The 26,036-nt window shown below is 53.9% G+C and carries 22 protein-coding genes and 1 riboswitch; of the genes, 7 read left to right on the plus strand and 15 right to left on the minus strand.

Features of this window, described 5'->3' with window-relative positions:
- Positions 1-48 precede the first annotated feature (48 nt).
- From polB to araB, 4 genes are read right to left on the minus strand one after another with little or no spacing between them, the layout of a single operon-like run.
- Positions 49-2,436, minus strand: coding sequence for a DNA polymerase II (gene polB / locus WB237_RS14760; protein ID WP_336214158.1), 2,388 nt, complete (start codon positions 2,434-2,436; stop codon positions 49-51).
- A 44-nt stretch (positions 2,437-2,480) separates the two neighbouring features.
- On the minus strand, positions 2,481-3,176 hold the full coding sequence (gene araD, locus WB237_RS14765) for an L-ribulose-5-phosphate 4-epimerase (RefSeq protein ID WP_129996700.1): 696 nt from the start codon (positions 3,174-3,176) through the stop codon (positions 2,481-2,483).
- A gap of 52 nt (positions 3,177-3,228) precedes the next feature.
- Positions 3,229-4,731, minus strand: coding sequence for an L-arabinose isomerase (gene araA / locus WB237_RS14770; protein WP_336214160.1), 1,503 nt, complete (start codon positions 4,729-4,731; stop codon positions 3,229-3,231).
- A gap of 10 nt (positions 4,732-4,741) precedes the next feature.
- The gene (araB, locus tag WB237_RS14775; protein WP_336214162.1) at positions 4,742-6,451 is read right to left on the minus strand and encodes a ribulokinase; all 1,710 of its coding nucleotides are present in this window, start codon (positions 6,449-6,451) and stop codon (positions 4,742-4,744) included.
- Between the two features lie 337 nt (positions 6,452-6,788).
- Here araB and araC point away from each other — a divergent pair, with 337 nt between their 5' ends.
- The gene (araC, locus tag WB237_RS14780) at positions 6,789-7,634 is read left to right on the plus strand and encodes an arabinose operon transcriptional regulator AraC (RefSeq protein ID WP_108089555.1); all 846 of its coding nucleotides are present in this window, start codon (positions 6,789-6,791) and stop codon (positions 7,632-7,634) included.
- 128 nt (positions 7,635-7,762) lie between these two features.
- Complete coding sequence (locus WB237_RS14785) at positions 7,763-8,530, plus strand: DedA family protein (protein ID WP_336214164.1); 768 nt, start codon at positions 7,763-7,765, stop codon at positions 8,528-8,530.
- On the opposite strand, the gene thiQ is transcribed toward WB237_RS14785, so the two are convergent.
- The 4 genes from thiQ to sgrR all read right to left on the minus strand — a co-directional run bounded on the left by thiQ (position 8,527) and on the right by sgrR (position 13,599).
- The gene (gene thiQ / locus WB237_RS14790) at positions 8,527-9,222 is read right to left on the minus strand and encodes a thiamine ABC transporter ATP-binding protein ThiQ (RefSeq protein WP_336214166.1); all 696 of its coding nucleotides are present in this window, start codon (positions 9,220-9,222) and stop codon (positions 8,527-8,529) included. The genes WB237_RS14785 and thiQ overlap by 4 nt on opposite strands.
- Positions 9,206-10,816, minus strand: a complete 1,611-nt coding sequence (thiP, locus tag WB237_RS14795; protein ID WP_336214168.1) for a thiamine/thiamine pyrophosphate ABC transporter permease ThiP — start codon at positions 10,814-10,816, stop codon at positions 9,206-9,208. Before thiP ends, thiQ begins: the two co-directional genes overlap by 17 nt.
- Positions 10,792-11,775, minus strand: a complete 984-nt coding sequence (gene thiB, locus WB237_RS14800; protein WP_108089558.1) for a thiamine ABC transporter substrate binding subunit — start codon at positions 11,773-11,775, stop codon at positions 10,792-10,794. The genes thiP and thiB overlap by 25 nt, the downstream gene beginning before the upstream one ends.
- A 31-nt stretch (positions 11,776-11,806) precedes the next feature.
- Positions 11,807-11,907: riboswitch (TPP riboswitch) on the minus strand.
- A 36-nt stretch (positions 11,908-11,943) separates the two neighbouring features.
- On the minus strand, positions 11,944-13,599 hold the full coding sequence (gene sgrR / locus WB237_RS14805; protein WP_128348243.1) for an HTH-type transcriptional regulator SgrR: 1,656 nt from the start codon (positions 13,597-13,599) through the stop codon (positions 11,944-11,946).
- Between the two features lie 88 nt (positions 13,600-13,687).
- Between sgrR and sgrT the strand changes: the two genes are divergently transcribed.
- Together sgrT and WB237_RS14815 are read left to right on the plus strand one after the other, a co-directional pair.
- Positions 13,688-13,840: a glucose uptake inhibitor SgrT gene (gene sgrT / locus WB237_RS14810; protein ID WP_336214171.1), complete on the plus strand. Its 153-nt coding sequence runs from the start codon at positions 13,688-13,690 to the stop codon at positions 13,838-13,840.
- A 120-nt stretch (positions 13,841-13,960) separates the two neighbouring features.
- The gene (locus WB237_RS14815) at positions 13,961-15,139 is read left to right on the plus strand and encodes a sugar efflux transporter (protein WP_336214172.1); all 1,179 of its coding nucleotides are present in this window, start codon (positions 13,961-13,963) and stop codon (positions 15,137-15,139) included.
- A 46-nt stretch (positions 15,140-15,185) separates the two neighbouring features.
- On the opposite strand, the gene WB237_RS14820 is transcribed toward WB237_RS14815, so the two are convergent.
- The 7 genes from WB237_RS14820 to leuL form a co-directional block, all read right to left on the minus strand.
- Entirely contained in the window at positions 15,186-15,767 is a 582-nt protein-coding gene (locus WB237_RS14820; protein ID WP_336214174.1) for a cytochrome b/b6 domain-containing protein, read from the minus strand.
- A 111-nt stretch (positions 15,768-15,878) separates the two neighbouring features.
- Entirely contained in the window at positions 15,879-16,769 is an 891-nt protein-coding gene (locus WB237_RS14825; RefSeq protein ID WP_336214176.1) for a cation diffusion facilitator family transporter, read from the minus strand.
- A 164-nt stretch (positions 16,770-16,933) separates the two neighbouring features.
- Entirely contained in the window at positions 16,934-17,539 is a 606-nt protein-coding gene (gene leuD / locus WB237_RS14830) for a 3-isopropylmalate dehydratase small subunit (protein ID WP_028016669.1), read from the minus strand.
- Between the two features lie 10 nt (positions 17,540-17,549).
- Complete coding sequence (gene leuC / locus WB237_RS14835; protein WP_336214179.1) at positions 17,550-18,950, minus strand: 3-isopropylmalate dehydratase large subunit; 1,401 nt, start codon at positions 18,948-18,950, stop codon at positions 17,550-17,552.
- A gap of 2 nt (positions 18,951-18,952) precedes the next feature.
- Positions 18,953-20,044, minus strand: coding sequence for a 3-isopropylmalate dehydrogenase (gene leuB / locus WB237_RS14840; RefSeq protein ID WP_028016671.1), 1,092 nt, complete (start codon positions 20,042-20,044; stop codon positions 18,953-18,955).
- On the minus strand, positions 20,044-21,615 hold the full coding sequence (gene leuA, locus WB237_RS14845; RefSeq protein WP_108089561.1) for a 2-isopropylmalate synthase: 1,572 nt from the start codon (positions 21,613-21,615) through the stop codon (positions 20,044-20,046). Before leuA ends, leuB begins: the two co-directional genes overlap by 1 nt.
- A 91-nt stretch (positions 21,616-21,706) precedes the next feature.
- Entirely contained in the window at positions 21,707-21,793 is an 87-nt protein-coding gene (leuL, locus tag WB237_RS23055; RefSeq protein WP_071530973.1) for a leu operon leader peptide, read from the minus strand.
- A gap of 594 nt (positions 21,794-22,387) precedes the next feature.
- On the opposite strand from leuL, the gene leuO reads away from it, so the two are divergent.
- The 3 genes from leuO (at position 22,388) to ilvN (ending at position 25,947) form a co-directional block, all read left to right on the plus strand.
- Positions 22,388-23,350: a transcriptional regulator LeuO gene (gene leuO / locus WB237_RS14850; protein WP_336214183.1), complete on the plus strand. Its 963-nt coding sequence runs from the start codon at positions 22,388-22,390 to the stop codon at positions 23,348-23,350.
- Between the two features lie 379 nt (positions 23,351-23,729).
- Positions 23,730-25,454, plus strand: a complete 1,725-nt coding sequence (gene ilvI, locus WB237_RS14855; protein WP_336214186.1) for an acetolactate synthase 3 large subunit — start codon at positions 23,730-23,732, stop codon at positions 25,452-25,454.
- A gap of 1 nt (position 25,455) precedes the next feature.
- Positions 25,456-25,947 carry an acetolactate synthase small subunit gene (ilvN, locus tag WB237_RS14860; RefSeq protein ID WP_028016675.1) on the plus strand — a complete coding sequence of 164 codons (492 nt, stop codon included), beginning with the start codon at positions 25,456-25,458 and terminating at the stop codon, positions 25,945-25,947.
- Positions 25,948-26,036: the final 89 nt, after the last annotated feature.

Here is a 26,036-nt window from a genome sequence, read left to right on the forward strand (position 1 = left end):
GAATGGAAAGGGCGCTATGGTACTGGATGGCAGCCATTTCGTCACGCGTCAAAATAGGCCAAGTTGCCCTGTCACTAGTGTAGCAAAATCATCGTCGATGAAGGGTAAAATTCCCTCTGCAACGGGCTGGAGCTGGCGCGTCAGGTAGTGATCGTAATCGAGTGGTGACTGTTGATAATCAACAGGTTCCGGGCCGCTGGTGGTCCAGACATATTTGATTGTCCCCCGGTTTTGATACTGCGGCGAGCGACCCCGTCGCACATTCTCTTCATCCGCCAGACGGGCGGCGCGCACGTGTGGCGGTACGTTGCGCTGGTATTCAGCCAGCGGGCGGCGCAGGCGTTTTCGATATACCAGTTGATCGTCCAGCTCACCGGCCATCAGGCTGGCAATGGTTTCGCGCACGTAATCCTGATAAGGCTCATTGCGAAAGACCCGCAGATAGAGCGTTTGCTGGAACTGTTGCGCCAGAGGAGTCCAGTCGGTGCGTACCGTTTCCAGCCCTTTAAAGACCATCCTCTGCGCGTCGCCTTCCTGAATCAGCCCGGCGTAGCGCTTCTTGCTGCCCTGATCGGTACCGCGAATGGTGGGCATTAAAAAGCGGGCAAAATGGGTTTCATATTCCAGTTCTAACGCGCTGGTTAACCGCTCTTTTTGCAAATGCACCCGCCACCAGTCGTTTACGTAGGCAACCAGCGCTTTGCCGATTTGCGCGGCATCGTCTTCCGAATGTGCACCCTTAAGCCACACAAAGGTGGAGTCCGTGTCGCCGTAGATGACGTCATAGCCCCTGGATTCAATCAGCGCTTTGGTCTGTCGCATGATCTCGTGACCGCGCATGGTGATCGAGGAGGCCAGCCGTGGGTCGAAGAAACGGCAGGCGCTGGTACCCAGCACGCCATAAAAGGCATTCATGATGATTTTTAGCGCCTGTGAGAGCGGCTTATTGCCGTGGCGCTTGGCTTCGTCGCGACCGTGCCAGATGCTTCCGACGATCTCCGGCAGACAGTGTTTTTCGCGTGAGAAGCGAGCCCCGAGAAAGCCTTCGGTGCTGTGCTCATCATCCGGTTGGGCCATGCCCTCAACCAGCCCGACGGGATCGATCAGGAAGGTGCGGATTATCGACGGGTAGAGGCTTTTGTAGTCCAGCACCAGCACGGAGTCATACAACCCTGGCCGGGAATCCATGACATAACCGCCAGGGCTGGCCTGCGGTGGTACCTCTCCGAGATTCGGGGCGACATACCCCGCACGGTGCATGCGGGGGAAGTAGAGATGACTAAAGGCCGCCACGGAGCCGCCGTGTCGATCGGCTGCGAGGCCGTTTACCGTCGCGCGCTCCAGCAGGAACGGCATAATCTCGGTTTTGTGGAAAATCTGCGTGACCAGCTCGCAGTCTTTCAGGTTATAGGTGGCAAGCGCCGGTTTATCTTCGTTAAAGCGGCGGTCTATTTCATCCATTCTGTCCCAGGGGTTGTCGATAGATTTACCCTCGCCGAGCAGCTCCTGCGCGACGGTTTCCAGAGAGAACGAAGAGAAGTTCCAGAAGGCGGATTTCAGTGCTTCAATGCCGTCGATAATCAGGCGGCCGTTTGCCTGGGCGAAGAATACGCCGTTTTTAAATCCATGTTCGCGCCATTCTATTTCCGTGTTGCCACGCCCCAGCATCAGCGGAATTCGGTACCGCTCGGCGTGTTTTTGCAACACCCGCAGGTCAAACTGCACCACGTTCCAGCCGATCAGCACATCGGGGTCGTACTCAGCGAACCACTGATTCAGTTTTTCCAGTAACTGAGGACGGCTATTGACATACTCAAGCCGGAAATCCAGTGCGGAGGCATCACCATTGGATGGCCCGAGCATATAGACAACCCGATCGCCGCAGCCTTCCAGACCAATGCAGTACAGTTCCCCGTGGCGGGTGGTTTCGATATCCAGCGACACCCATTTCAGCGGCGGGCGATAGTGCGGGTTGGGCTTCAGGCGAGCATCGACAATTCGGCCGTTTTGCTCGGTGCCATCGACCCAAACCGGTGCGGTAATAAACCGCTCCATCAGAAAACGCTCCGGTGGACGGATATCCGCTTCATAAAGCGTGACACCCGCTTCACGCAGCAGTTTTTCATAGCGCATTAATTGCCGGTGGGCGCGACAGTAAAGTCCGTAAACCGGTTGCCGGTGAAAATCCTTCAGTTCAAGCGGCGTGATGCGCCAGTTATTTTCGCCGCGCAGCAACTGCTGCGCTTTTTCGACGTGTGCTTCAGGAATAAAGGCCACGGATTCCTGTGGCGGCAGCGTAACATTCAGCGGGCCGTTGTCCGTTGCCAGCCAGAATGCAACCTCAGTACCCTGAGGGGTATCCCGCCAGTGTCGGGTCAGTAAAAAGCCTTCTTGCGCCTGCGCCACGCCGTTATCCCATAAAACAAAACCAGGCATGATTATAGCCTGGTTGAATAGTTTATGCTGGGTATATATACAGTTTATTGCCCGTAATAGGCTTTCGCACCGTGCTTGCGCAGATAATGTTTATCCAGCAGGGTTTGCTGCATATCCGGTAACTGCGGCGCCAGCTGGCGACAGAAGATCCCCATATAGGCAATTTCTTCGAGCACTATCGCGTTATGCACTGCATCTTCCGCGTTTTTCCCCCAGGCAAACGGGCCGTGGGAGTGCACCAGAACCCCCGGCATCTGAGCCGCGTCGATTCCCTGCTTTTCAAAGGTTTCGACAATCACGTTGCCGGTTTCCCACTCATATTCACCGTTGATCTCTGCATCGGTCATTAAACGGGTGCAGGGAATGGTGCCGTAAAAGTAGTCCGCATGCGTGGTGCCAGTGGCCGGGATGGACTGTCCCGCCTGCGCCCAGATGGTCGCATGGCGTGAATGGGTATGGACAATGCCGCCGATCGTCGGGAATGACTGGTACAGCAGACGGTGAGTTGGCGTGTCGGAGGAGGGCTTTTTCGTTCCTTCCACCACTTCGCCCGTGGCGATACTGACCACGACCATATCTTCCGCCGTCATTACGCTGTAATCGACGCCGGAAGGCTTGATCACAAACACGCCTTTTTCCCGATCAACGGCGCTAACGTTACCCCATGTCAGGGTGACGAGATTGTGTTTCGGCAGCGCCAGGTTGGCTTCGAGCACCTGACGTTTGAGATCTTCTAGCATGCAATCCTCCAGGAAAAGAGGCCCGCCCTGCGGCAGGCCAAAGATTCCCCTGTTAACGTTTTGAACCGTAATAGACTTCGTTCCAGCGCAGCGCGTCTTTGAAGGCTGGCAGGCGGGTATCGTTATCAATCACAGTCAGCTCAATATCGTGCAGTTCGGCGAACTGACGCATGTCGTTGAGATCCAGTGCGTGGCTGAAGACCGTGTGGTGCGCACCACCGGCCAGGATCCAAGCCTCTGACGCGGTTGGCAGGTCAGGCTGCGCTTTCCACAACGCGTTGGCGACCGGCAGTTTTGGCAAGGAGTGTGGTGTTTCAACCGCGTCGACGCAGTTGACCAGCAGGCGGAAACGATCGCCCAGATCGATCAGGCTGGCGTTGATAGCCGGGCCAGTACGCGTGTTGAAGATCAGACGCGCCGGATCGGCTTTGCCACCAATACCGAGGTATTGCACATCGAGGATCGGTTTCTCTTCGACGGCGATAGAAGGACACACTTCCAGCATGTGCGAGCCGAGCACCAGATCGTTGCCGTTCTCGAAGTGGTAGGTGTAATCCTCCATAAAGGAGGTGCCGCCCTGCAGACCGGTCGACATCACTTTCATGATGCGAAGCAGAGCGGCAGTTTTCCAGTCGCCTTCGCCCGCAAAGCCGTAGCCCTGCTGCATCAGACGTTGTACTGCCAGGCCTGGCAGCTGTTTCAGACCGTGGAGATCTTCAAACGTGGTGGTGAAAGCGTGGAAGCCGCCCTGTTCCAGGAAACGCTTCATGCCCAGCTCAATGCGCGCAGCATCCAGCACGTTCTGACGTTTGTCGCCGTGGATCTGCGCAGCGGCGGTCAGCCGGTAGCTGCTTTCGTACTCATCCACCAGCGCGCTCACGTCACCATCGCTGATTTCATTCACCACCTGTACCAGGTCGCCCACGGCCCAGGTATTCACGGAGAAACCGAACTTGATCTGCGCGGCCACTTTGTCGCCGTCGGTCACAGCGACTTCACGCATGTTGTCGCCAAAACGCACCACTTTCAGGTGGCGGGTATCCTGTTTCGATACCGCCTGACGCATCCATGAGCCGATACGTTTTTGCGCGTGCTGATCCTGCCAGTGGCCAGTCACGACGGCGTGCTGCTGACGCATACGCGCGCCGATGAAGCCAAACTCACGGCCGCCGTGCGCGGTCTGGTTCAGGTTCATAAAGTCCATGTCGATGCTGTCCCACGGCAGGGAGGCGTTAAACTGGGTATGGAACTGCAGCAGTGGTTTATTGAGGATCGTCAGGCCATTGATCCACATTTTGGCGGGCGAGAAGGTATGCAGCCACACCACCATCCCGGCGCATTTATCGTCGTAGTTGGCGTCGCGGCAGATGTGAGTGATTTCATCCGGCGTGGTACCCAGCGGTTTCAGCACCAGTTTGCACGGCAGTTTAGCTTCTGCATTCAGCGCGTTAACGACGTGCTCCGCGTGTTTCGTCACCTGTTTCAGTGCTTCCGGCCCGTACAGATGCTGGCTGCCAATCACAAACCACACTTCATAATTATTAAAAATGGTCATCGTCGTGTCCTTAATGTGTCAGGGTTGCCGTAGTGTCCGCGGTACTTTTGGCCGGGGCAGCGACAGGGAGATAGTGGAGTTCGGCGCTTTTTGCCCATTGCTGGTAGCGCTGATAAAGTTGTTCAAAGCGCTGTGCCTGCGAAGCGCGCGGCTGAAGCGTGTTTTCGACGGCGCTCGCCATATGCTGCTGTGCAGCCGGAATATCCGCGTGAACACCCGCGGCGACGGCGGCGAAAATTGCCGCGCCCAGCGCGCAGCACTGATCGGAGGCCACAATCTGCAACGGACGGTTCAGCACATCGCAGCAGGCCTGCATGATCACCGGGTTTTTACGGGCGATACCGCCCAGCGCCATCACGTTGTTCACGTCGATGCCCTGTTCGGTGAAGCACTCCATAATGGCGCGTGCGCCAAACGCGGTGGCGGCAATCAAACCGCCAAACAACGCAGGTGCGTCGGTTGCCAGGTTGAGATCGGTAATCACCCCTTTCAGGCGCTGGTTAGCAAACGGCGTACGGCGGCCGTTGAACCAGTCCAGCACCACCGGGAGATGATCGAGAGACGGATTTTTTGCCCAGGCGTCAGTGAGCTGTGGCAGGAGCTGTTTTTTGCTCTCGGCTATCTGGGTTTTCAGTTCAGGATGTGCCGCAGCCAGCTGATCCAGCGGCCAGCCCAGCACGCGGCCAAACCAGGCGTAGATATCACCAAACGCAGACTGACCGGCTTCAAGGCCGATAAAGTCTGGCACCACGCTACCGTCAACCTGGCCGCAGATACCTTTTACCGCGCGGTTGCCAACGGTGGATTTATCGGCCGTCAGAATGTCGCAGGTCGAGGTGCCGATCACTTTCACCAGCGTATTGGGTTGTGCACCTGCGCCGACTGCGCCCATATGGCAGTCAAACGCGCCGCCGGAGATGGCCACATTCTGCGGAAGCCCGAGACGCTTCGCCCACTCTTCGCAGAGCGTCCCGACAGGGATATCAGCGGTGAAGGTGTCGGTAAACAGCGGATATGTCAGGCTCTTGTTGATGATCGGGTCGAGTTCATCGAAGAACGCAGCCGGAGGCAGGCCGCCCCAGCTTTCGTGCCACAGAGATTTATGCCCGGCGCTGCAGCGACCACGACGGATATCCTGCGGGCGGGTGGTGCCGGAGAGCAGAGCGGGAACCCAGTCGCACAGTTCAATCCAGGAGACGGCCGCCTGGGCAACCGATGCATCTGCGCGGGTAACATGCAGGATCTTGGCCCAGAACCATTCGCTGGAGTAAATGCCGCCGATGTAGCGCGAGTAATCTGTTTTACCCGCTTGATGGCACAAGCGGGTGATCGCTTCGGCCTCTTCCACGGCGGTATGGTCTTTCCACAGCACGAACATGGCGTTCGGGTTGTCCGTAAACTCAGGGCGCAGCGCCAGCACGCGGCCTTCCGCATCCACAGGGGCTGGCGTGGAGCCGGTGCTGTCGACGCCAATCCCGACAATCTCTGCCCGCTGAGCGTCAGTCAGTTCAGCGAGAACGGTTTTGATTGCCGCTTCCATTGACTCGATGTAGTCACGCGGGTGGTGACGGAACTGGTTATTTGGCGCATCGCAGTAGCGCCCCTCTTGCCAGCGCGGGTACCACTCAACGCTGGTTGCTATCTCCTGGCCGGACGTACAGTCCACTGCCAGCGCGCGAACCGAGTCGCTGCCAAAATCGAGGCCAATCGCAATTGCCATGGTGTTGCTCCATCAAAAAAACAGGTATGGAAGAACATTAGAGACTGGAGGCGAAAATCGTCAGGCAGGATCCGCTAATCTTATGGACTAAATTGCTGTTACAACGGAAAGTGTGACGCCGTGCAAATATTCAATGTGGACATTTCTGCCGCACTTATAGACACTTTTGTTACTGGTTATCTGCCTGCTCTGGCGGAGAAATCAGGGGAAAAGGCTGAAACATGGCGGACGTAAAAGCGGCGTGATGCTTTTTGGATCTTTTCGCGGGCCATTTTTAACCTGCTTTTTACGATATGGACAATTGGTTTCCTTCAGGACCCTTGGGAGAACTGAATCTATGGCCGAAACGCAAAACGATCCTTTGCTGCCGGGATACTCGTTTAACGCGCACCTTGTGGCGGGACTGACCCCTATCGAGGCTGAGGGATACCTCGACTTTTACGTCGACCGCCCGCTTGGGATGAAAGGGTATATCCTCAACCTGACCGTGCGTGGGGAAGGGATCATCAAGAACGGTGACCAGCAGTTTGTCTGCCGCCCCGGCGATATTCTGTTGTTCCCGCCGGGGGAGATCCACCACTACGGACGTCATCCGGATGCAAAAGAGTGGTATCACCAGTGGGTCTACTTCCGTCCGCGCGCCTACTGGCAGGAGTGGCTTTCGTGGCCTGCGATTTTTGCGCATACCGGTTTTTATCGACCGGATGATGTCCATCTGGCTCAGTTTCGCGAGCTTTTTGCCCAGATCATTGAAGCGGGGCAGGCAGGAGGACGTTATGCCGAACTGCTGGCGATTAACCTGCTTGAACAACTGCTGCTGCGGCGTATGGAGGCCATTAACGAATCGCTTAACCCTCCGCTGGATAACCGCGTGCGCGATGCCTGCCAGTACATCAGCGACCATCTGGCAGATAGTCAGTTTGATATCGCCAGCGTTGCTCAGCACGTCTGTCTGTCTCCGTCGCGGCTGTCGCATCTTTTTCGTCAGCAGCTTGGCGTCAGCGTGCTGAGCTGGCGTGAGGACCAGCGTATCAGTCAGGCGAAGCTGTTACTCAGCACCACCCGGATGCCGATTGCCACCGTGGGGCGTAACGTGGGCTTTGAAGATCAACTTTATTTCTCTCGTGTGTTCAAAAAATGCACGGGTGCCAGCCCCAGTGAATTCCGCGCGGGTTGTGAATGAACGGTAAAAAAAGATAAACAAACAGGTGAACTGTGGAAGCAACCTGTAAACTATTCAGACAATTGATGCCTTGACGCGGTGCGGGGCGCTAAGCAGAATCGCTGATTCGTTTTCTGACCGGAATAGTTATGCAGGCTTTGCTGGAACACTTTATTACCCAGTCCGTTATGTACTCGCTCATCGCCGTGGCGCTGGTAGCGTTTCTGGAATCACTGGCGCTGGTCGGGTTAATTCTGCCCGGCACCGTGATGATGGCTGGGCTTGGCGCGCTGATTGGCAGCGGTGAGGTCAACTTCTTGCAGGCGTGGCTGGCCGGGATTATCGGCTGCCTGCTGGGCGACTGGATCTCCTTCTGGCTGGGCTGGCGCTTTAAGAAGCCGCTGCACCGCTGGTCGTTCATGAAAAAGAACAAAGCCTTGCTGGATAAAACCGAACATGCGCTGCATCAGCACAGCATGTTTACCATCCTGGTGGGACGCTTTGTCGGGCCGACGCGTCCGCTGGTGCCAATGGTCGCCGGGATGCTGGATCTTCCAGTCACAAAATTTGTTGTGCCGAATATTATCGGCTGTGTCTTCTGGCCGCCGTTTTACTTCCTGCCGGGGATCCTCGCGGGGGCGGCTATTGATATTCCTGACGGTATGCAAAGCGGTGAGTTTAAGTGGCTATTGCTGGCGACTGCTCTGCTGCTGTGGATCGCCGCATGGCTGTGCTGGCGACTGTGGCGCAGCGCAAAAGCGAATATTGATCGTCTGACGCGCTACCTGCCTCGCTCACGCCTTTTGTGGCTTGCGCCGTTGACGCTCGGTATAGCCGTAGTGGCGCTGGTGGCGTTGATCCGCCACCCGCTGATGCCGGTGTATGGCGAGATTTTATTGAAGGTCGTCAGCCGTTAACTAATACCCAGAAGCTGTGATGCGCTCGCTTTACCACTTACCAGTGCTTCCGTTTCGCCATCCCATAAAATGCGACCCTCCGCGATCACCACCGATCGCGGAGCAATCCTCGCGGCATCCTCAATGCTGTGCGATACCATCAACATGGTGAGCTTCTGACGCTGGCAGACCTCCTGTACCAGAGCCAGCATCTCCTGGCGCAGCGCCGGGTCGAGTGCAGAGAAGGGCTCGTCCAGCAACAGAACAGGCTGCTCGCGTACCAGACAACGCGCCAGCGCGACACGCTGGCGTTGACCGCCGGAAAGCTCCCCTGGCAGACGGTCGATAAACCCGGTGATCCCCATCTGCCCGGCAATGAGCTCCAGCTTCTGGCGTTGGGTATCGTTCAGTTTTAAACCCGGATCCATCCCCAGGGCGATGTTCTGCCGTACGGTAAGATGGGTGAAAAGATTATTTTCCTGAAACAGCATCGACACCGGACGCCGGGCGGGTGGCGTGCGGGTATGATCGTGGTTTTCAATCATTATTGACCCGCTTGCCGGTTGCAGAAACCCGGCTATCAGATTGAGCAACGTGCTTTTCCCTGCTCCACTTGGGCCCAGAACCGCAATCATCTCTCCCTGGTGGGCAGAAAGCGTGAAGCGCATTGGCAGGTGCTGGTATAGCCAGGTTACATCAATCAGTTTTAACATCACGCCCCGGAAGTTTTTCGATAACAGTAAATAAGGCAAAGCAGAGTAGCAGCAGTAAGAGTGCCGTGACGGCGCCGTCCTGGCTACGGTAAGAGCCGATCTGCTGGTACAGCCAGTATGGCAGTGTGCGGAAATCTTCATTGCCGAAGAGCGCGACTACGCCAAAATCACCGATTGAGAGCACGCAGGCGAAAGCCAGCGCCTGTGCCAGCGGGCGTTTTAGTGCCCGCAATTCGACCACTCTCAGCCGTTGCCAGCCCTGAATGCCAAGTGACTGACACAGCAGAGCGTAGCGGCTATTAACGTCGCGCATCGGGTTTTCCAGTACCTTCAGAGCATAAGGGATCGCCATCAGGGCATTGGTAAATATCACAATGCCGTCGGCATTTTCCGGCAGACCTACGGTACTGTTGAAAAGTAAAAAGAATCCTGTCGCCAGTACAATGCCTGGCATGGCCAGGATCAGCATACCCGTTAGCTCCAGCGCCTGTCCGGCTTTACGGGCATGGCAGGCATAAAGCTCGCGACTACTCCACAGCAGCATCATGGTCAGTATGACGCACAGCAACCCGGCAGCCAGCGCAATGCGCAGTGAAGTCCAGGTTGCTTGCCAGAGCACGGACTGCTGCAACACGGACAGAAGATTGAGGTTCAGGCCATCGACGATAACGGCCATCAGCGGCGGCAGCAACAGCAGCAGTGCCAGCGTAATAAGCAAAACATCGGTGATACGGCTACGCAGGCTGTCCTGGGGATCGCGCCAGCCTGCTATCTGGTTACTGCCCGGCGGAATGGCTTTACTCAGACGCTGGCTCAGCAGCACCAGTACCAGACAGCACACCATCTGAACTATCGCCAGCAGCGCGGCCCGACCAGGATCGTAGTCGTAACTCAGCGCCTGATAGATTGCCAGCTCAATGGTTGTTGCCTGCGGTCCACCACCCAGTGAAAGCACGGTAGCAAAGCTGGCAAAGCAGAGCATGAAGATCAGCGCGGCAACTGGCGGGATTTGGCGGCGCAGCCACGGCCATTCAACAAAGCGGAAGAAAGACCAGCCGCGCATGCCCAGCTGGGCCGCAAGCTGGCGCTGCTCGCCGGGGATATTTTCCAGCGCCTGTAAAAAGAGCCGTGTCGCCATCGGCATATTGAAAAAGACGTGCGCCAGCAGGATGCCCTGAAGCCCGTATGGCGAGAAATGCCACTCCAGACCGAGCAGGCCGAACAGTGAAGCCAGCCAGCCCTGACGACCATAAACGCTCAGAATGCCAAACACGGCTACCAGCACGGGCAGGATCAGCGTCATGGCGCACAGGCGCAGCAGCGCCTGCCTGCCGGGGAAACGCCTGCGATAAAGCGCACGAGCAAGGAAAATGGCGGGGATCACCGACAGCAGGGCAGAGAGAAACGCCTGCCAGAAAGAAAAGCGGATAACGTGCCAGAGATAGCTGTCGTGCCAGAGGGAGAGCAGGTCACTCTCTGGCGCGTTCAACCACAATGCAAGAAAAGCGCCCAGGCTGACCGCCACCATCAGCATGGCGGCGAGCAGCCCAGGAATTAACCAGCCGGGAATTAGCGGCTGACGGCGCGTTGCCATTCACTTACCCATGCTGCACGCTGCGAAGCGACCTGTTGCGGCGTAAACTCCAGAGAAGTTTGCGGTTTGGTCAGCTGCTCGAAACCTGCTGGCAGCGCTACGTTGGTCACGGGATACATCCAGTTACCCGCCGGAATGGCATTCTGGAATGCCGGTGAAACCATAAATTTCAGGAACTTCTCGGCAAGTTCTGGCTGTTTGCTGGCCGCGGTACGCGCAGCCACTTCCACCTGCAGGTAATGACCTTCAGCGAAATTGGCCGCGGCATAGTTGTCTTTCTTCTCGGCGATAATGTGGTAGGCCGGGGAGGTGGTGTAACTCAGTACCAGGTCGCTTTCCCCTTTCAGGAACAGACCGTAGGCTTCACTCCAGCCTTTAGTCACGGTGACGGTTTTGGCGGCCAGTTTCTGCCACGCTTCCGGTGCTTTATCACCGTAGACTTTCTGCATCCACAGCAGCAGACCCAGACCCGGAGTGCTGGTGCGAGGGTCTTCATAAATGACGCGCCATTTCTGATCGCCTTCCACCAGCTCTTTCAGGCTTTTCGGCGGGTTCTTCAGCTTGTTTTTGTCGTAAACAAAGGCAAAGTAGCCATAGTCGAACGGAACGAAAGTGTCATTTTTCCAGCCGCCCGGAACGTTGACTGCATCTGCAGCTACGCCACTTTTGGCAAACAGTTTGGTCTGCGAGGCGGCCTCCAGCAGGTTGTTATCCAGCCCGAGCACCACATCAGCTTTACTGTTTTTCCCTTCCATACGCAGGCGGTTGAGCAGTGAGACGCCATCTTCCAGCGCCACGAATTTCAATTCACAGTTACAGTCAGCTTCAAAGGCTTTTTTCACCACCGGGCCTGGGCCCCAGTCAGCAGAGAAGGAATCGTAGGTGTAGACCGTCAGAACGGGCTTCGCAATAGCAGGCAGCGCGAACAGCGCCAGCAGGGGAAGAACTTTTTTTAACACTTTGCACCTCAGGGTTGAGTGGCAAAGGATTTTGAGCAACAGCCTCAAATCCCTTCGCCGGCGTTATCCGGATCAGGTTCGACGGGTATTATCTCAGCGCACATCAGTGATGCAGCACCCCGTTGAGAACGGCGCTATTGTAATGATTTGGTGAATATTGCGAAAGCGTTATGGCTCCGGCGGGGCAAACCAGGCGGATTTAAAATCAAACCAGCCTAGGGTGTTCATCCGCAGGCCGCGCATACTGCGCTGACCCTGAATCATCAGCCAGTGGTGGATCAGCGGTACAATCGCCTGCTGCGCGAGCAGTTGCTGACACCACGAGGCCAGGTTCATCTCACCTGCTCGCCACCGGGCGGCATCCTGCTGCCAGTCGCGTTCGATGCAGTGCTGGATCAGCGGCACCTCATACAGGTGAGAGAACAGCGAGAAATCGAGCGGTAGGGTGAAGTTGGCGCTGTTCAGCCAGATATCACTGACGATATCTCCGCGGTGCCATTCATCATAATCGACTTCCTGAATGTCGAGATGAACGCCTTCAGCCGCCAGCAGTTTGCTCATGATCCGGGCGATAAAGCGGTGCTCCACATGGTCACGGTAATAGGTCAACGTGATCGACTCCAGCCCGGCAGGTTTTTCGCCGTGAACCGGTCGGGCGTGGTGCCAGCGCGGGAGCAGGCCGTAGGCCGGGAACCAGTATGTCTGGTATTGCTCTTCCGCCTGATAAATAAGGTTAGCCGGAGAGAGAACGTGGCTAACCCACCTGCGTACCTCGCGACTGGCACCGCGATGGCTGCGAGCGTCAAACAGCAGGTAATAGCAGCCTTCTTCAAGACGGCTTTCAACCGCTTTTTCCCCCTCGGTTGGCCCTTCCAGCGTTAAGCCGCAGCTCAACTCTTCGCTGATGTCAGGCAGAACCCAGACGTTGACTTCGTCGATCAGCGCACGATAGCCAAAGTAGTCGTCAAAGGCGCGAATTTTAAGCTGGTTGCTGGTATTGCGCGTCACTGCGTAAGGACCCGTCCCTACGGGCTGGCTGGCAAAATGGGGCAGAGATGCCCATTCGCGTGGCAGGATCATCGACGGAACATAACCCATTAGCCACGGTAGCCACTGGTCTGGCTCGGACAGTTCGATGTCAACGGTCCATGCTGTCGGGGAGTGGATCCGCGAGACATGGGCATACAGAGGAAGTGTGCGCGCGCGCTGAAGAGAGTCAATGACGTCGCTCATCTCCAGCTCGCGACCGTGGTGAAAGTGGATGCCGGGCCGTAAAAAAAAGCGCCAGTGAAGTGGGGAAAGTTGCTGCCAGTGGTGCGCAATATCTGCTTCCAGTTCCCCATTTTCCTCATTTATGCGCGTCAGGCCGCTGAATATTTGTCGGGCCATATGGGTTTCAGAGCGACGCAACGCCGTGCCGGGTAACAGATTTTTCATTGGTCGATAGTAGAGCACCCGCAGGATGTGTCGGCCCTGACGAAAACTGCGTCCCAGGTGTGAAACCAGCATCTGGCGTACGGCTGCTTTGTCGCCGACCAGCTGCACCAGCTGATCGATGCGATCCTGCTCCAGCAAATCTTCTGCACGCTGCTGCTGTAGCGCCAACCCGGTATAGAGAAAGGTCAGACGCGAGCGTTTGCCGCGACCCGCCTCTGCTTCCCAGCTCAACCAGCCCTGCTGTTGCATGGTGTTAAGCAGGGTACGCATATGGCGGCGAGAACAGCTGAGCAGGTCAGCTAGCTCGTTCAGCGTGGTCTCCTTCGATTGCCCCTCACAGCACTGCCAGAGGCGGATAAATTGTTGTTGCAGTCGACCGGAAGGCATAAAAGAGGAACTCCTGACAAATAATCAGCAATTTATTAATCCCTATATTAAGCCAATAATAGTTCCCGATGAAGTGAGGAGGTAAATTATGAAGAGGTCTACCGCACGTCAGTTTTATCAGCACTATTTTTCAGCGACAAAAGGAACGTCCTGGCTGGCCCGCCAGTGTGCAGAGCAACGGCTGAAAATTCTGGAAGACCTGATGCAGTGGGACGTTACGAAAGCGGCCTCTTCTCGCTGACTCGCCTCGATCATGTGTGACTGAGTATTGGTGCTTATCACCCGCCAGCAAAATGTTTTTGCTGGCTTTTTTCGTTTATTCTTTCACCCGATTTTGATTCGCTTTCACAAGGATTTGCGCATGCTCTGGTTGATGACAATGGGGCGACGCCTGAATGGCGTCTACGCCGCTTTTATGCTGGTGTCCTTTATGATGGGCGTTGCGGGGGCGTTACAGGCGCCGACGCTGAGTCTGTTTCTCAGCCGGGAGGTAGGGGCGCAGCCGTTCTGGGTTGGCTTGTTTTATACCGTCAACGCCATTGCCGGGATTTTGGTCAGCCTGGGACTGGCGAAACGATCGGACAGCCAGGGCGATCGACGTAAACTGATCCTCTTTTGCTGCGCGATGGCCGTTGGCAACGCATTACTCTTTGCCTTTAATCGTCATTATTTGACGCTCATCACCTGCGGCGTACTGCTGGCGTCGCTGGCTAATACCGCCATGCCGCAGCTGTTCGCACTGGCGCGTGAATATGCCGACAATTCCGCGCGGGAAGTGGTGATGTTCAGTTCGGTGATGCGTGCTCAGCTTTCCCTGGCGTGGGTTATTGGCCCGCCTCTGGCCTTCATGCTGGCATTGAATTACGGCTTTACCGCCATGTTCTCCATTGCGGCAGGCATTTTTGCGATAAGCCTGGTGTTGATTGCTTTCGCGCTGCCGTCTGTGGCGCGCGTCGAGCAGACAACGGACAAACCCATTACTCAGGTGAGCGGCTGGCAGGACAAAAATGTCCGCATGCTGTTTATCGCCTCCACGCTGATGTGGACCTGCAACACGATGTATATCATCGACATGCCGCTGTGGATCAGCAGCTCCCTGGGGCTGCCGGATAAGCTCGCGGGGATCTTAATGGGAACCGCGGCCGGGTTGGAAATTCCGGCGATGATTCTGGCCGGGTATTACGTGAAGCGTTTTGGTAAACGCAGGATGATGGTCATTGCGGTGGCTGCCGGGGTGGTGTTCTACATGGGGCTGATCTTCTTCCACTCGCGGGAAGCGCTGCTGGCGCTACAGCTATTTAACGCTGTGTTTATTGGGATTGTTGCCGGAATAGGCATGCTCTGGTTCCAGGATTTAATGCCTGGCCGTGCGGGCTCGGCGACCACGCTTTTTACCAACAGTATTTCCACCGGGGTGATTCTGGCGGGGGTGATTCAGGGGGCGCTGTCGCAAAGCTATGGACATGCGTCGGTCTACTGGATGATTGCGGCGATTTCGTTGGTTACGCTTGGGCTGACCTGTCGCGTAAAAGATGTGTGATCGGATGAATGAGCGGAGCCCGGGTCTCCGGGCTCAGCAAACCTTTCTATTCCGAATACTGATATTTACGTTGTGCGCGTAAAGTCAGGTACATATGCACGAGACCCATAAATCCGTGTGCCCAGAAGTAGGTCTCAATAAAGACCGTCAGGAATTTATGCAAATCTAAAACGGATTCCGTGACGGATGAAACCGGTCCGAGCGTGGCGTTCAGCACGAACCAGACAGCGCCGCAGAGTGCGACGCCCAGCAGTGCCAGAACCCCTAAACCTTGCACTGTTGCTGCCATACCGCCAGCGTGAGCATCAGGAAGCTGACGTTGCATGAGAGTGCGAATATCATCAACGATTCCGCTGAAGTCCAGTGCCAGCCACGCGAAGTAATACTTAAATCCGCGCTGGGTTAACATCCATGCCATCATGGCAATACCGCAAAAAATTAAACCAAAGCCTGAAATAACATGAATCCAGGTGACAATCGCGTTCAGACCCGATTCACCAAGAGCTTCGCTTTCAGTAAAGTTGGAATTGATAATCTGGGCCAGCACCAGTACTGCAACAAGAATGTGTAGTATGCGAAGAAAAGGGGTTTCTTTATGGGGAAGCGTATCGCGTATTGTTGGATTCATCGCTTTTTACCTCAATGATGAGAGAGCTGATGCGATGTAGTGTGACGCAGTTTAATTAACGAAACCTTAACGATAAATAAAGCGCATCACACCGTATTCATCCACACAGTTTTAGTGTGCGGGATCAATATGCGTCATAACATTAAGCACATTAAATTTTTGCATCACGTTGTTTCTGGCCTTCACGGCAATTTCATGTCCTTCTTTTACGCTTAATTCTCCGTCGACTTCAAGATGAACATCGACAAGGGCTAAGTCACCCATCTTGCGGGTTTTTAAGTCATGGATCCCGGCGACACCTTCGGTTTCGAGCAAACACGTTTTGATGTCGCGCTCAAGGTCAGGTTCAAGTGAACGATCCATCAGGTCGTGCAGGGCGTCAGCAGAGAATTTGTATCCCATATGAGCGATGAACATCCCGACAATCAGGGCTGCAACCAGGTCCATAGAGTGAAAGCCCATTAAATTCCCTGCTATACCAATGGCGACAACCACGGATGAAGCCGCGTCAGAACGGGCATGCCAGGCATTAGCTATCAGTAGTGAGGACTGGATGCGTTTTCCCGTTGCAAGCATGTATCTGAACAGACCTTCCTTAACCACTAAAGCCAGTATCGCTACCCATAGCGCGGCTCCTTTCACTATCTGATGCGTCTCAGGGTTGAACAGTTTATTGCCCGCCGACCAGAGCATTCCGATGCCCACAAGCAGCAAAATAGCACCAATAATAAGTTTTGCTCCGTTTTCGAAGCGAAGGTGACCGTAATGATGATCGATATCTGAGGCTTTCTGGCTTTTCTTGTTCGCAATCAGAACGACAAAATCAGAAGATAAATCGGAAAGAGAATGAATCCCATCAGCAATTAACCCTTTCGAGCCGGAAAATAGTCCTGCAACGATTTGAAAACCAGTGAGTAATATATTTATTATCACGCTAACCAATGTGCATTTATGTATTTCTTGAGAACGGAGGTGAGACTCATTGCTATTTTGCTTTTCCATTTAGATTTCCGCTGTAAGCCAACTTTTAGATTATCTTGCGCAGGCATTATTAAATTGACATTAAATATAATGTCATTAGCGGATATTTTTTCGAAAACGGCGTGTCAGGAGTGGTGGGTAAAGGAATAAAGCGTGGCCTGCAGAATAAACTGCAGGCCAGAGGTTTACTTCATAAACGCAGGCTGTTTGTGTTCGTAAGTTGCAATTGCCGCTTCGTGCTGAAGTGTTAAACCAATGCTGTCCAGACCGTTCAGCATGCAGTGACGACGGAACGCATCAATGCTGAAGCTGTAGGTCTTATCCCCGGCTTTCACGACTTCTGCTTCCAGATCCACCTCAAACGAAATACCAGGATTTGCCTGAACCAGAGCGAATAACTCGTCGACCTGCTCGTCCTTCAGTGTGACCGGCAAAAGCTGGTTGTTGAAACTGTTGCCGTAAAAGATATCCGCGAAACTTGGGGCGATAACCACTTTAAAACCGTAGTCGGTCAGGGCCCACGGAGCGTGCTCACGTGATGAGCCACAGCCAAAGTTTTCCCGCGCCAGCAGGATTGACGCGCCTTTATATTCCGGGAAGTTCAGAACGAATTCCGGGTTAGGGACTTCGCCTTTGTCATCCAGGAAACGCCAGTCGTTAAACAGGTGAGCACCAAAACCTGTGCGGGTGACCTTCTGCAAAAACTGCTTAGGAATGATCGCATCGGTATCGACGTTAGCGGCGTCCAGAGGGACAACCAGGCCCGTATGTTGGGTAAATTTCTCTGCCATGATTGTCTCCTTATTTCAGGCTGCGAATGTCGGCGAAATGGCCGGTGACTGCCGCAGCGGCGGCCATTGCCGGGCTGACCAGATGGGTACGCCCACCGCGGCCCTGACGGCCTTCAAAGTTACGGTTGCTGGTGGAGGCACAGCGCTCGCCTGGATTCAGGCGGTCATTGTTCATGGCCAGACACATGGAGCAACCCGGCAGGCGCCACTCGAAACCTGCTTCGATAAAGATCTTATCCAGACCTTCGGCTTCGGCCTGGGCTTTTACCGGGCCTGAACCCGGAACCACCAGTGCCTGTACGCCAGGTGCCACTTTACGACCTTTGGCAATCTCGGCGGCAGCGCGCAAGTCTTCGATACGGGAGTTGGTGCAGGAGCCAATAAATACTTTATCAATGGTTACGTCGGTCAACGGAACGCCAGGTTTCAGCCCCATGTAAGCCAGCGCTTTTTCCGCACTGGCGCGCTCGACCGGGTCAGCGAAAGAGGCCGGATCGGGAATGTTGTCGTTGACAGAAATCACCTGGCCCGGGTTGGTTCCCCAGGTCACCTGAGGCGCAATCTCCTCTGCCTGCAGCGTGACAACCGTATCAAAGGTTGCCCCGTCGTCAGTTTTCAGGGTTTTCCAGTACGCGACGGCTTCGTCAAAATCATTTCCTTTCGGGGCATGCAGACGACCTTTGACATAGTTGAAGGTGGTTTCGTCTGGCGCAACCAGACCGGCTTTGGCACCCATCTCAATGGCCATGTTGCACAGGGTCATACGGCCTTCCATGCTCAGCGCCTGAATGGCCTCGCCGCAGAATTCCACTACGTGACCGGTGCCGCCTGCACTGCCGGTTTTGCCAATAATCGCCAGCACGATGTCTTTTGCCGTGATACCCGGAGCGGCTTTACCCTTCACTTCAATCTTCATGGTTTTGGCACGACCCTGTTTCAGGGTCTGTGTGGCCAGTACGTGTTCAACTTCAGATGTACCAATACCGAAGGCCAGTGCGCCGAACGCGCCGTGGGTCGCGGTATGGGAGTCACCGCAGACGATAGTCATCCCCGGCAGGGTAATCCCTTGCTCCGGCCCCATTACGTGGACGATGCCCTGGTACGGGTGGTTCAGATCGTACAGTTCAACGCCAAACTCGTTGCAGTTCTTAATCAATTCCTGCATCTGGATACGTGCCATCTCACCTGACGCGTTGATGTCTTTGGTCTGGGTGGAGACGTTGTGATCCATAGTCGCGAAGGTCTTACCCGGCTGACGCACCGGACGCTTGTGCGCGCGCAGTCCGTCGAATGCCTGAGGAGAGGTCACTTCGTGCACCAGATGACGGTCGATGTACAGCAGCGGGGTTTCGTTTGGTGCTTCGTAAACAACGTGCGCATCAAACAACTTTTCATATAAGGTCTTCGCCATGATTACACCCCTTCAGCGACATAGCGGGCAATGATGTCGCCCATTTCATCGGTACTGACTGCCGCCGTGCCGCGTGCTAAATCACCGGTACGGACGCCTTCTTCTAACGCCCGGTTAATGGCGTTTTCAATTGCGGTTGCTGCATCGCCTGCATCCAGGCTGTAGCGCAGCAGCAGAGCCAGGGAGAGGATCTGCGCAATCGGGTTAGCAATGTTTTTGCCTGCAATATCCGGTGCGGAACCGCCCGCCGGTTCGTACAGACCAAAACCTTCTTCGTTCAGGCTTGCGGATGGCAGCATGCCCATGGAGCCGGTGATCATTGCGCACTCGTCAGAAAGAATGTCGCCGAACAGGTTGGAGCACAGCAGCACGTCAAACTGGGACGGATCTTTAATCAGCTGCATGGTCGCGTTGTCGATGTACATATGCGACAGCGCGACGTCAGGATACTGCTTAGCGACTTCACCGACGATCTCACGCCACAGAATGGATGACTGCAGCACGTTCGCTTTATCAATGGAGGTCACTTTATGGCGGCGTTTGCGCGCAGACTCAAAAGCGATGTGGGCGATACGTTCGATTTCAAAACGGTGATACACCTCGGTATCAAACGCTTTTTCATGCTGGCCACTGCCTTCGCGGCCTTTTGGCTGACCAAAATAGATGCCGCCGGTCAGCTCACGCACGCAAAGAATGTCGAAACCGTTAGCTGCGATATCGGCACGAAGCGGGCAGAACTCTTCCAGACCCTGATACAGCTTCGCCGGACGCAGGTTGCTGAACAGCTTGAAATGCTTACGCAGCGGCAGCAGTGCGCCACGTTCTGGCTGCTCTGCCGGTGGCAGGTGTTCCCATTTTGGACCACCGACTGAACCAAACAGCACGGCATCGGCATTTTCGCAGCCTTCGACGGTCGCTTTTGGCAACGGCGTCCCGTGATTATCAATCGCAATGCCGCCTACATCGTAGTGGCTGGTGGTGATTTTCATCGCAAAACGCGAACGAACGGCTTCCAGTACTTTCAGCGCCTGTGCCATCACTTCCGGGCCAATACCGTCACCCGGCAACACAGCAATATGGTAATTCTTCGACATTACACGGTTTCCTTTTTGTTCTCTTTATTCTGAGCTTTGCGTTGCAACTCTTTTTCAACTTCAGCGGCGCGCCAGATGTTGTTCAGAACATGCACCATCGCTTTCGCGGAGGATTCAACAATATCGGTTGCCAGACCTACACCATGGAAACGGCGGCCATTGTGAGTGACAACAATGTCGACCTGGCCCAGCGCATCTTTGCCATGACCTTTTGCTGTCAGGTCATATTTCACCAGCTCAACGTCGTATTCGGTAACGCGATTGATCGCCTGATAGATGGCATCGACAGGACCATTGCCGTTCGCGGCTTCCGCTTTAATTTCATCACCACAGGCCAGTTTGACTGAGGCGGTTGCGATATCGCTGGAGCCTGACTGCACGTTGAAGTAATCCAGACGGAAGTGCTCTGGTTCTTCCTGCTGCTTGTTAATAAAGGCCAGCGCTTCCAGGTCATAGTCGAACACCTGACCTTTTTTGTCGGCCAGTTTCAGGAACGCGTCATACAACTGATCCATGTTGTAATCGCTGTCCTGATAACCCATCTCTTCCATACGGTGTTTTACTGCGGCACGACCGGAACGCGAAGTCAGGTTCAACTGCACCTGGTTCAGACCGATCGATTCCGGAGTCATGATTTCGTAGTTTTCACGGTTCTTCAGCACGCCATCCTGGTGTATACCGGAGGAGTGTGCGAAGGCGCCAGTGCCGACGATCGCTTTGTTGGCCGGAATAGGCATGTTGCAAATCTGGCTGACGGTCTGGCTGGTGCGCCAGATTTCGTTGTGATTGATGCGGGTGTGCACGTCCATAATGTCTTTGCGCACTTTAATCGCCATAATCACTTCTTCCAGCGAACAGTTGCCCGCACGTTCACCGATACCGTTCATCGCGCCTTCAACCTGACGTGCGCCAGCGTGTACCGCGGCTATAGCGTTGCCAACGGCCAGACCCAAATCATCATGGGTATGAACAGATATAATGGCTTTATCAATATTCGGTACGCGCTCATACAGGCCAGTGATGATGTTGGAGAACTCAAAAGGCATGGTGTAACCGACGGTGTCCGGGATGTTGATGGTTTTGGCACCGGCGTTGATTGCGGCTTCAACCACACGCGCCAGGTCTTCAATCGGCGTACGGCCTGCATCCTCACAGGAGAATTCAACGTCATCGGTGTAGTTGCGTGCGCGCTTCACCATGTACACAGCGCGTTCAATCACTTCATCCAGGGTGCTGCGCAATTTGGTTGCGATATGCATCGGTGAAGTAGCAATAAAGGTATGAATACGGAAGGCTTCGGCAACTTTCAGTGACTCAGCCGCGACGTCGATATCTTTCTCTACGCAGCGTGCCAGACCACATACGCGGCTGTTTTTAATGGTACGCGCAATGGTCTGGACGGATTCGAAATCACCCGGAGACGAGACTGGGAAACCTACCTCCATCACGTCGACGCCCATACGTTCGAGAGCCAACGCGATCTGCAGTTTCTCTTTTACACTCAGGCTTGCCTGCAACGCCTGTTCACCGTCACGTAATGTGGTATCGAAAATAATGACTTGCTGGCTCATGGGTTAGGTCCTTGTCAGTCTTAGGGCGCCTTGCTACGAGCATAAAAAAACCCGCGCAGTGGCGCGGGTTTTTAGTCTTACTGGTGACGATTCAACGCTGAATTTCGCCCGCCAGTCTACCGCGCACAGTGGATGCGTTTAGTAGTAGTAGACCGGTGAAACGAATGGTGCGAATCATGAATCGTGCTCCGTTAAATTTAATATGCTTTTAGTGGTACTGGATACGGCCTTTCATGTCAACCCCTGACGATAAAAACGGACCTGAAGGGCGTAACAAGCAGGGGGGCTGCATTAGCTAATTGTGCTGGTTTTTACTTTTATCACCCGACTAATTGTCTAAATTTGGACTTGAAAAAAATACTACAGAAACAAATAAATATAATTGGTATAAATTGAAAAAACACATTGCAGTGAATGCGCTATGCTTAAATTATTTTAATATCATTAAGTTATGGGTTTGGTGAATGTTTTTGATGCCGTTGAAGTACAAATGGAGATAACAGGTTGTTAACCAACTGTAGATAGATGGCGTTAACAGTTTAATAATACTTAAGTCATCATTAACTTTATGGTGATTGAATATTGGTTTGGTTTATGGTTTCATTCCTGGCATAAAGTTAAGTGTATCACTTTTGCGATCTTTTGTTTTTTTTAATCTTTGCATCATCTTTATATATTCCGAATTTTAAATAATTCTCTTTTGCTAATCGTATTTGCATGATAAATCATATTTTCCGGGATTATTATCGTACCTTGGCAAAGGGAGTGTAGCGTGACAGTGGAGTCTGAAGTGCCAGAAAATAATATTAAACAACCTCAAACTTCTGATGGGATTAAACCGCAATTACGCACGGTTGACCTTAATCTTCTGACGGTGTTTGATGCTGTCATGCAGGAACAGAATATCACCCGCGCGGCACAAGCGCTGGGGATGTCACAACCTGCCGTGAGTAATGCTGTTGCCAGACTTAAAATCATGTTTAACGACGAATTATTTGTTCGTTATGGGCGAGGTATCCAACCCACGGCACGTGCATTCCAGTTATTCGGTTCTATCCGACAGGCACTACAGCTGGTTCAAAATGAGCTGCCGGGGTCCGGCTTTGAGCCCTTAAGCAGTGAGCGAGTATTCCATCTTTGTGTCTGTAGCCCATTAGATAATTATTTGACGTCGATTATTTATAATAAAGTTGAAGAAATTGCGCCCAATATCAATCTTGTTTTTAAATCATCCTTAAATCAAAACACAGAACATCAGTTACGCTATCAGGAGACGGAGTTCGTTCTGGGATATGAAGAATTTCGCCGGCCTGAATTCTCCTGCGTGCCACTCTTTAAGGATGAAATGGTTTTAGTCGCCAGTAAAAAACACCCGCGGCTGAATTCTCCGCTACGAGAAAACGACGTCTATAGTGAGCAGCACGCCGTTGTGGCACTCGACAGATATGCTTCCTTTAGTCTGCCGTGGTATGACACCGTGGACAAACAGGCCTGCGTGGCTTATCAGGGGATGGCAATGGTTAGCGTATTAAACGTTGTCTCCCAGACACAGCTGGTCGCTATTGCGCCGCGTTGGCTGGCAGAAGAGTTTTCCGAACAGTTAAATCTGCAAATTTTGCCACTACCGCTCAAGCTGAATAGCCGTACCTGTTATCTTTCCTGGCATGAAGCTGCGGGGCGTGACAAAGGACATCAGTGGATGGAAGAGTTGCTCATTAGCATTTGCCGCCGGTAAACGCATCAGGGTAAATTGCATCGTTATATGTGATTTATCCTGACTTTATTTTGATTATTGATATTTTATCCTGTCGTGATTTTTTTTGGCTGCTGTCAGGCTCGCAAAAATAGATGAATTACTGAATCATCGCACTTTTTAGCGATGATTTATCATCGCATCCTCTAATGCCAGATGAATTGACCACATCACCTCCCAATGTCTGTTTTTTCTGCTTTAAGTATCTCTTCGCTCTGCCGGTTTGCTAATTGCCTGCCTCATAACGAGCGGTTAAGGTAAGGATCACTCTGCAAAATATAAGATTGGTTTATCCCAATCGTAAGACGGTGTGGAAATGAATTCGGCAGTCCGTCTATAACAAAATGCCTGGAGGCAAAGCATGGAGATGTTGTCTGGCGCGGAAATGGTCGTGCGATCGCTTATCGATCAGGGCGTGAAGCAAGTATTCGGCTACCCTGGCGGCGCAGTCCTTGATATCTATGATGCGCTTCATACGGTTGGTGGCATTGACCATATTCTGGTACGCCACGAGCAGGCGGCAGTACACATGGCTGATGGCCTGGCACGTGCAACGGGTGAAGTGGGCGTGGTCTTAGTCACGTCAGGCCCTGGTGCAACTAACGCCATCACCGGTATTGCAACGGCGTATATGGACTCTATCCCTCTGGTGATCCTCTCCGGGCAGGTGGCGACCTCACTGATTGGCTACGATGCTTTCCAGGAGTGCGACATGGTGGGGATTTCGCGTCCCGTTGTGAAGCACAGCTTCCTGGTAAAGCAAACCGAAGACATTCCTGGTGTCCTGAAAAAGGCCTTCTGGCTGGCGGCAAGCGGGCGTCCGGGACCGGTGGTGGTCGATCTGCCTAAAGATATTCTGAACCCGGCAAACAAGCTGCCTTATGTCTGGCCGGAATCAGTGAGCATGCGCTCTTACAACCCAACAACGCAGGGCCATAAAGGTCAGATCAAGCGGGCTTTACAAACGCTTCTGACGGCCAAAAAACCGGTGGTTTATGTCGGTGGTGGGGCGATCAATTCTGCATGTGAAGTGCAGCTCCGTGAACTGATTGAGAAGCTTAATCTTCCTGTTGCGTCGTCGCTGATGGGGCTCGGGGCGTTTCCGGCCACTCACCCTCAGGCACTGGGTATGCTCGGTATGCACGGTACCTATGAAGCCAACATGGCGATGCATCATTCTGATGTGATCTTTGCCGTCGGTGTGCGCTTTGACGATCGTACAACCAACAATCTGGCGAAGTATTGTCCGAACGCTACTGTGCTGCATATCGATATCGATCCAACATCAATTTCAAAAACGGTGTCGGCGGATGTGCCGATCGTCGGTGATGCTCGTCAGGTTCTGGAGCAAATGCTGGAACTGCTGGCACAGGAGAGTGCTACCCAGCCGCTGGATGAGATCCGTGACTGGTGGCAGCAGATTGATCAGTGGCGTGCACGCCAGTGTCTGAAATATGACACGCAAAGCGAAAACATTAAGCCGCAGGCGGTTATCGAAGCGGTGTGGCGACTGACGAAAGGTGAGGCTTACGTGACCTCAGACGTGGGGCAGCACCAGATGTTTGCTGCACTTTATTACCCGTTCGACAAACCGCGACACTGGATCAACTCGGGTGGCTTAGGGACGATGGGCTTTGGTCTGCCTGCGGCACTGGGCGTGAAGCTGGCACTGCCGAATGAAACTGTCGTCTGCGTAACCGGGGACGGCAGTATCCAGATGAACATTCAGGAGTTGTCTACCGCGCTGCAATATGAACTGCCGGTTCTCGTGCTGAACCTGAATAACGGCTACCTCGGTATGGTCAAACAATGGCAGGATATGATCTATTCAGGTCGCCATTCACAGTCATATATGAAATCGCTGCCGGATTTTGTTCGTCTTGCTGAAGCTTACGGTCACGTTGGCATGCGGGTGACAGATCCTGCTGAGCTGGAAACGAAGCTCGCTGAAGCGCTTGAACACGTTAAAAACAACCGCCTCGTCTTTATGGATGTGATTGTTGATGGGACCGAGCACGTTTATCCGATGCATATCCGTGGTGGTGGTATGGATGAAATGTGGTTAAGCAAAACGGAGAGAACCTGATATGCGCCGGATATTATCTGTTTTACTGGAAAACGAGTCTGGCGCACTGTCGCGCGTCATTGGGCTATTTGCGCAGCGCGGCTATAACATTGAAAGCCTGACCGTTGCACCGACGGACGATCCGACGCTGTCGCGGATGACCATTCAAACCGTCGGCGATGCCAAAGTGCTTGAGCAAATTGAAAAGCAACTGCATAAGCTGGTTGATGTACTGCGCGTGAGCGAGCTGGGGCAGGGGGCCTATGTTGAGCGTGAGGTCATGCTGGTGAAAATCCAGGCCACCGGCTACGGACGTGAGGAGGTCAAACGCAGTGCGGATATCTTCCGTGGGCAGATTATCGACGTCACGCCTTCCCTCTATACGGTTCAACTGGTCGGTACAAGTGACAAGCTGGATGCTTTCCTGGCGTCCGTGCGGGATGTAGCAAAAATTGTTGAGGTCGCGAGATCGGGCGTGGTTGGCCTGTCACGCGGCGAAAAAATCATGCGTTAGTTATCAAAAAGGTTCGCCTCTTTCTGCCCGGTCACCAAAGCCGGGCTTTTTTTTGCGTAATCAGCCGACAACGCAGATAAAAGCGGTTG

This window comes from Enterobacter sp. P82, assembly GCF_037053385.1.
In the GTDB taxonomy this organism is placed as follows: domain Bacteria; phylum Pseudomonadota; class Gammaproteobacteria; order Enterobacterales; family Enterobacteriaceae; genus Enterobacter.

Coding starts and splice junctions, on each gene's coding strand:
- polB (WP_336214158.1), bottom strand. CDS start 2,436: ATGCCTGGTTTTGTTTTATGGGATAACGGCGTGGCGCAGGCGCAAGAA.
- araD (WP_129996700.1), bottom strand. CDS start 3,176: ATGCTAGAAGATCTCAAACGTCAGGTGCTCGAAGCCAACCTGGCGCTG.
- araA (WP_336214160.1), bottom strand. CDS start 4,731: ATGACCATTTTTAATAATTATGAAGTGTGGTTTGTGATTGGCAGCCAG.
- araB (WP_336214162.1), bottom strand. CDS start 6,451: ATGGCAATTGCGATTGGCCTCGATTTTGGCAGCGACTCGGTTCGCGCG.
- araC (WP_108089555.1), top strand. CDS start 6,789: ATGGCCGAAACGCAAAACGATCCTTTGCTGCCGGGATACTCGTTTAAC.
- WB237_RS14785 (WP_336214164.1), top strand. CDS start 7,763: ATGCAGGCTTTGCTGGAACACTTTATTACCCAGTCCGTTATGTACTCG.
- thiQ (WP_336214166.1), bottom strand. CDS start 9,222: ATGTTAAAACTGATTGATGTAACCTGGCTATACCAGCACCTGCCAATG.
- thiP (WP_336214168.1), bottom strand. CDS start 10,816: ATGGCAACGCGCCGTCAGCCGCTAATTCCCGGCTGGTTAATTCCTGGG.
- sgrR (WP_128348243.1), bottom strand. CDS start 13,599: ATGCCTTCCGGTCGACTGCAACAACAATTTATCCGCCTCTGGCAGTGC.
- sgrT (WP_336214171.1), top strand. CDS start 13,688: ATGAAGAGGTCTACCGCACGTCAGTTTTATCAGCACTATTTTTCAGCG.
- WB237_RS14815 (WP_336214172.1), top strand. CDS start 13,961: ATGCTCTGGTTGATGACAATGGGGCGACGCCTGAATGGCGTCTACGCC.
- WB237_RS14820 (WP_336214174.1), bottom strand. CDS start 15,767: ATGAATCCAACAATACGCGATACGCTTCCCCATAAAGAAACCCCTTTT.
- WB237_RS14825 (WP_336214176.1), bottom strand. CDS start 16,769: ATGGAAAAGCAAAATAGCAATGAGTCTCACCTCCGTTCTCAAGAAATA.
- leuD (WP_028016669.1), bottom strand. CDS start 17,539: ATGGCAGAGAAATTTACCCAACATACGGGCCTGGTTGTCCCTCTGGAC.
- leuC (WP_336214179.1), bottom strand. CDS start 18,950: ATGGCGAAGACCTTATATGAAAAGTTGTTTGATGCGCACGTTGTTTAC.
- leuB (WP_028016671.1), bottom strand. CDS start 20,044: ATGTCGAAGAATTACCATATTGCTGTGTTGCCGGGTGACGGTATTGGC.
- leuA (WP_108089561.1), bottom strand. CDS start 21,615: ATGAGCCAGCAAGTCATTATTTTCGATACCACATTACGTGACGGTGAA.
- leuL (WP_071530973.1), bottom strand. CDS start 21,793: ATGATTCGCACCATTCGTTTCACCGGTCTACTACTACTAAACGCATCC.
- ilvI (WP_336214186.1), top strand. CDS start 23,730: ATGGAGATGTTGTCTGGCGCGGAAATGGTCGTGCGATCGCTTATCGAT.
- ilvN (WP_028016675.1), top strand. CDS start 25,456: ATGCGCCGGATATTATCTGTTTTACTGGAAAACGAGTCTGGCGCACTG.